At 52.1% G+C, this 6401-nt stretch carries 2 protein-coding genes and 2 rRNA genes (1 of these 4 cut by a window edge); 3 read left to right on the forward strand and 1 reads right to left on the reverse strand.

What is annotated here, in order from left to right; genetic code table 11:
- Positions 1–53 precede the first annotated feature (53 nt).
- Positions 54–2516, forward strand: a complete 2463-nt coding sequence (gyrA, locus tag DNHGIG_RS07365) for a DNA gyrase subunit A (protein WP_439647765.1) — start codon at positions 54–56, stop codon at positions 2514–2516.
- 484 nt (positions 2517–3000) lie between these two features.
- Here the strand turns inward: gyrA and lepB are convergent, their stop codons facing one another.
- The gene (lepB, locus tag DNHGIG_RS07370) at positions 3001–3579 is read right to left on the reverse strand and encodes a signal peptidase I (RefSeq protein WP_282199067.1); all 579 of its coding nucleotides are present in this window, start codon (positions 3577–3579) and stop codon (positions 3001–3003) included.
- 338 nt (positions 3580–3917) lie between these two features.
- On the opposite strand from lepB, the gene DNHGIG_RS07375 reads away from it, so the two are divergent.
- Together DNHGIG_RS07375 and DNHGIG_RS07380 are read left to right on the forward strand one after the other, a co-directional pair.
- Positions 3918–5467, forward strand: a 16S ribosomal RNA gene (locus tag DNHGIG_RS07375).
- 179 nt (positions 5468–5646) lie between these two features.
- Positions 5647–6401: ribosomal RNA gene (locus DNHGIG_RS07380) — 23S ribosomal RNA — on the forward strand (it continues 2300 nt past the right edge of the window).
- The 16S and 23S rRNA genes sit together here, the layout of an rRNA operon.

Below are 6401 nucleotides of genomic sequence, written 5' to 3' on the forward strand. Positions count from 1 at the left end.
TATAAAAGCTGTGCTTCTTTTTTTGTAAGCGTTGATGCTTATCTGGAGGTATGATGATGCCGGAAGCGGAAAATAGGCAGAATCTCATAGATATCAGTAAGGAATTGCAGAGTTCGTTTATCGACTATGCGATGAGTGTCATCGTCAGCCGTGCCATCCCCGATGTACGGGACGGGTTGAAGCCCGTGCAAAGGCGGATTCTCTATGCGATGTATGAAGTAGGGATGACACCCGACAAACCTTATAAGAAATCGGCACGTCTGGTCGGGGATGTCCTCGGTAAATACCATCCGCACGGAGACAGCGCAGTATACGATGCGATGGTGCGGATGGCCCAGGATTTTTCGATTCGCTATATGCTCGTTGACGGTCACGGCAACTTCGGTTCGGTAGACGGCGATTCGGCGGCCGCTATGCGTTATACGGAGGCGCGCTTGTCACAGATCGCGTTGGAGCTGCTGCGTGACATCAACAAGGAAACGGTCGATTTCGGTCCAAACTACGACGGCAATGAGAGGGAACCGCTCGTTCTTCCTTCCCGCTTTCCCAATCTGCTTGTGAACGGATCGGCGGGGATCGCCGTCGGGATGGCCACCAACATTCCTCCACATAACCTGACAGAGGTTATCAACGGCGTATTGACTTTGATCGACAACCCGGACGCGACTGTAGCCGACCTGATGAAGCATGTCAAAGGACCCGATTTTCCGACGGGCGCGCTTATTCTCGGAAGAGAAGGTATAAGGCAGGCATACGAGACAGGAAAAGGATCTGTCGTCATGAGAGCGGTGGCGAGGATCGAAGAAGGGAAAAATGGCAAATCTCAGATCGTCGTTTCGGAAATTCCCTTTCAAGTCAATAAAGCGCGTTTGGTAGAAAAGATCGCGGAACTTGCACGCGACAAAAAAATCGACGGGATCACCGATTTACGTGACGAATCGGACCGGAACGGTATGCGAATCGTCATTGAATTGCGCAGAGATGTCAAGCCGCAAGTGATTCTCAACAATTTGTATAAACATACGCAACTGCAAACCTCGTTTAGTGTGAACATGCTTGCATTAGTCGGTGGGGAGCCGAAGATGCTCTCACTCCGCGACGCGTTATGGCATTATCTGCAGCATCAAAAAGAGGTGATTCGCAGACGAACTGAATATGATTTGCGGAAAGCGGAAGCCCGCGCTCATATTTTGGAAGGTCTATTGATCGCACTCGATCATATTGACGAAGTGATTTCCTTGATTCGCGGTTCCAAAACGGTCGACGAAGCACGCGAGGGTCTGATGGAACGCTTCTCACTGTCCTACGATCAGGCACAAGCGATCCTCGATATGCGATTGCAACGTTTGACCGGCCTGGAACGCGATAAGATCCAAAGTGAATATGAAGAGATCAAAAAATTGATTGCAGAATTAAAAGCGATTCTTGCCGATGAGAATCTTCTCATGGGCGTAATCCGGGATGAATTGACGGAAATTCGCGATCGGTTCGGTGACGAGCGACGCACGCGTATCGTCGCGGCTGAGGGTGAAATTGACGAAGAAGACCTCATCCCTGTTCAGGATGTGGTCATCACGATTACGCATGCCGGTTATGTCAAAAGGATGCCGGTTTCGGCTTATCGCAGTCAGCACCGTGGCGGTCGGGGAGTATCGGCTCTCGGGACGAGAGAAGAGGATTTCGTGGAACATCTGTTTATTACTTCTTCCCATAATATGATTCTCTTCTTTACGAACAAGGGAAAAGTATACCGACTCAAAGCATACGAGGTACCCGAGTTCGGTCGTGCGGCGAAAGGAACCCCCATTATTAATTTATTGAACATCGAGCAAGGCGAGTCCGTCTCGGCTGTTATTCCGGTCAAGGAGTTTGAAGAGGGTTGTTACCTGTTCATGGCCACGAGGAACGGCGTCGTGAAGAAGACAAGCTTATCTGAATTCGCCAACATTCGCAAAGCCGGACTGATCGCTTTGACAATCAAAGAGGAAGACGAATTGATCGCCGTGCGTCTGACTGATGGAACCAGAGAAATTATCATGGGTACGCGCCAAGGGATGTCCATTCGCTTTCCGGAAGCGGACGTGCGCCCGATGGGCCGTACGGCTGCCGGCGTGAAAGGGATCGATTTGCGCGAGGATGATGTGTTGATCGATATGGATATCGTGCGTGAAGATGCCGATGTACTGGTTGTGACTGCACGCGGATACGGAAAACGTACCAAGATCACCGAGTATCGTACACAATCTCGGGGCGGAAAAGGCATTAAGACGCTTAACGTCACGGAAAAAACGGGTGTCGTTGTCGGACTGAAAGTCGTAGACCAAGAAGAAGACCTCATGATCATCACGCAATCCGGCATTATGATCCGTGTGCAAAATCGCGAGATCTCGGAACAAGGACGGTATACGCAAGGGGTCAAATTGATATCCCTGCAAGATGATGAAGAAGTGTCGGCAGTGGCTCGAGTGATTACAGAAGAAGAGCAGGGCGAAGAAGTGAACGAGGAAAAACAATAGAACCATACGGGAACGGACCGCTTGACGCGGTCCGTTCTTTATATCCAATCACATGATCAGAGCAGTTTCCCATGCTGCAAGCGGAGCCATCAGAAGATGAAAAATTCTTGTATAGGATGAGATATTTAAAGCTGCCAAATACAACGGAGTGGCTTTTGGGTGGGTGTTATCGCTTTGCGGCGCAGAGGTGAGTTGAAGGTCGTTCCGCTTCCTTTAAACCGTAAAAGGTCATATGCTTTGCGTGAGACAGCGACTTTGTAGATCGTCTCGCTTCCTTTCGGATGTAAAAGGGTATATGCATTGCGCGTAATAGCGACTTTGAAGGTCGTCTCGCAACATATGATTATGATTCCATGCGAGACGACCTTCACGGAGCATGAGCGCAATGCATATACCCGCTGAAACGATCTCCACGGAGCATGAACGCAAAGCGATACATCCACCCAAGCACTCGTTTTCAATGGAGCCGCCCATTCGCTTATGTTCACGACAGATGAGCCAAACTGTCCGGGCGGCTCAGCCATTTGATTTGATCAAATGGGTAGACGACCGCTTCAGCCTGTCCGATCACCTGACTGATCTTGATAGGGCCTATCACGCGGCTATCGACACTGACATCTCTGTTATCTCCCATGACGAATAGCTCCCCTGGAGGAACCGTAATGGATGCTTGCGAGGAAGATTTGCCCGTTGGTGTTGCCGCAGGGAAGTCATACGTAGGAGACATCGGGTTATTGATATATGGCTCATCGACTTTCACGCCATTAATATATAATTGTCCATGATCGATCTTGATCTTGTCTCCAGGTAAACCGATCACGCGCTTGACCCAGGCTTCGGTTGGGTTCTCTTGAAAGATGATAATATCTCCTCGCTGAGGATTATGAAAATAGTAAGGAATCTTATTTACGAGCAAACGTTCGTTATTGGCTAGAGTATGGTTCATGCTGGGACCGGATACCACGAAAAACTCGACGATAAATTTTTGTACGAGAAATGCCAAAAGGAGGGCTATTGCGATTGATTTCATCCATTCCCACAGCGTTGCAGCTTTCAGATTCATTCACCCTTTCAAAAAAAGAAGATGAGCTGTTGGTTCGACATTTATTCTATCATTCCTATATCCTTCGGTGTCAAATAAACAGAAAACAAACACTTAAATATCGAAAATAGTTGACGAGTCGGGTATAACGTGATAAGATAACACCTGTTGCCGCGATATGCGGTGTGACAAATGAAACATAAATTACCACTTGCAAAATAGACTGCAGGATGGTATATTAGAGTAGTCGCTGTTGCGACGGTCGCTCTTTGAAAACTGAATCGTGCAGAAGAGAGCCACGATTGAACGATACATGGGCTCTGCAAGAAGCCTCGCTCGCGAGGCGCAGAGCGATACTTTTCTTCGAGAGTTTGATCCTGGCTCAGGACGAACGCTGGCGGCGTGCCTAATACATGCAAGTCGCGCGGATGGAGAGGAGCTTGCTCCTCAAAGTCAGCGGCGGACGGGTGAGTAACACGTGGGCAACCTGCCTGGCAGACGGGGATAACGCTTGGAAACGAGTGCTAATACCCGATACGCTCTTCACGGGCATCCGTGAGGAGGGAAAGGCGCTTCACGGCGTCACTGCCAGATGGGCCCGCGGCGCATTAGCTAGTTGGTGAGGTAACGGCTCACCAAGGCGACGATGCGTAGCCGACCTGAGAGGGTGACCGGCCACACTGGGACTGAGACACGGCCCAGACTCCTACGGGAGGCAGCAGTAGGGAATCTTCCGCAATGGGCGCAAGCCTGACGGAGCAACGCCGCGTGAGTGATGAAGGTCTTCGGATTGTAAAACTCTGTCTTCCGGGACGAACCGATAGGTGAGGCAATGCTCCTATCCTGACGGTACCGGAGGAGGAAGCCCCGGCTAACTACGTGCCAGCAGCCGCGGTAATACGTAGGGGGCAAGCGTTGTCCGGATTCACTGGGCGTAAAGCGCGCGCAGACGGCTTTCTGCGTCCGGGGTGAAAACCCGGGGCTCAACCCCGGGACGGCCTTGGATACGGGAGAGCTTGAGGGTCGGAGAGGCAAGGGGAATTCCACGTGTAGCGGTGAAATGCGTAGAGATGTGGAGGAACACCTGTGGCGAAGGCGCCTTGCTGGCCGATTCCTGACGTTGAGGCGCGAAAGCGTGGGGAGCAAACAGGATTAGATACCCTGGTAGTCCACGCCGTAAACGATGAGTGCTAGGTGTTCGTGGGCTCATACCCATGAGTGCCGAAGCTAACGCATGAAGCACTCCGCCTGGGGAGTACGGTCGCAAGACTGAAACTCAAAGGAATTGACGGGGGCCCGCACAAGCAGTGGAGCATGTGGTTTAATTCGAAGCAACGCGAAGAACCTTACCAGGGCTTGACATCCCGCTGACCGGTCTGGAGACAGACCTTCCCTTCGGGGCAGCGGTGACAGGTGGTGCATGGTTGTCGTCAGCTCGTGTCGTGAGATGTTGGGTTAAGTCCCGCAACGAGCGCAACCCTTGTGTTGTGTTGCCAGCATTCAGTTGGGCACTCACAACAGACTGCCGACGACAAGTCGGAGGAAGGCGGGGATGACGTCAAATCATCATGCCCCTTATGTCCTGGGCTACACACGTGCTACAATGGGCGGTACAACGGGATGCGAAACCGCGAGGTGGAGCCGAACCCTGAAAACCGTTCGTAGTTCGGATTGCAGGCTGCAACTCGCCTGCATGAAGCTGGAATTGCTAGTAATCGCGGATCAGCATGCCGCGGTGAATACGTTCCCGGGCCTTGTACACACCGCCCGTCACACCATGGGAGTTGGCAACACCCGAAGTCGGTGGGGTAACCCTTATGGGAGCCAGCCGCCTAAGGTGGGGCCGATGACTGGGGTGAAGTCGTAACAAGGTAGCCGTATCGGAAGGTGCGGCTGGATCACCTCCTTTCTAAGGATGTAAAAGATGCTCTTCTTCTGCACGGCTCAGTTTTGAGGGAGCGAATTCCTCAAGGTTCCTTGATAACTGGATAGCGAATGCGACATCAACTTTGGCTTATGCCAAGGTACTGCATCAAACAGAGCAAGTTCAAAAAGGCGGATCCACCGACTTTTTGAACAACCTTTGTAGGTTAAGCTACGAAGGGCGCACGGAGGATGCCTTGGCGCCAGGTGCCGATGAAGGACGGGGCTAACGCCGATACGCCTCGGGGAGCCGTAAGCAGGCTTTGATCCGGGGATTTCCGAATGGGGCAACCCACCTCGCGTAATGGCGGGGTATCCACTGCTGAATCCATAGGCAGTGAGAAGGTACACCAGGGGAACTGAAACATCTTAGTACCCTGAGGAAAAGAAAACAACAGTGATTCCCTCAGTAGTGGCGAGCGAACGGGGAAGAGCCTAAACCGCCTGTGCTTGCACAGGCGGGGTCGTGGGGCGTCTCACGTGGAGTTACCAATCCTTTTCGTAAGAGAACGGTTTGGAACGGCCGACCAGAGAGGGTGACAGTCCCGTATCTGAAACGAAGAGGACTCCGAGACGGACCCCGAGTACCGCGGGACACGAGGAATCCCGTGGGAATCCGGGAGGACCACCTCCTAAGGCTAAATACAACCTGGCGACCGATAGTGAACCAGTACCGTGAGGGAAAGGTGAAAAGCACCGCGGGAGCGGAGTGAAAGAGAACCTGAAACCGTGTGCCTACAATCAGTCGGAGGGCGTTTATGCCTGACGGCGTGCCTTTTGTAGAATGAACCGGCGAGTTACGATTGCGTGCGAGGTTAAGGCGGGAAGCCGGAGCCGCAGCGAAAGCGAGTCTGAAGAGGGCTTGAGTACGCAGTCGTAGACCCGAAACCGTGTGATCTATCCCTGTGCAGGATGAAGTG

Origin of the sequence: Collibacillus ludicampi (genome assembly GCF_023705585.1) — a bacterium.
Taxonomy (GTDB): Bacteria; Bacillota; Bacilli; order Tumebacillales; family BOQE01; genus Collibacillus; species Collibacillus ludicampi.

Excerpts from the sequence above, each read along its gene's own strand:
- gyrA (WP_439647765.1), top strand. The coding sequence starts at position 54 with ATGATGCCGGAAGCGGAAAATAGGCAGAATCTCATAGATATCAGTAAG.
- lepB (WP_282199067.1), bottom strand. The coding sequence starts at position 3,579 with ATGAATCTGAAAGCTGCAACGCTGTGGGAATGGATGAAATCAATCGCA.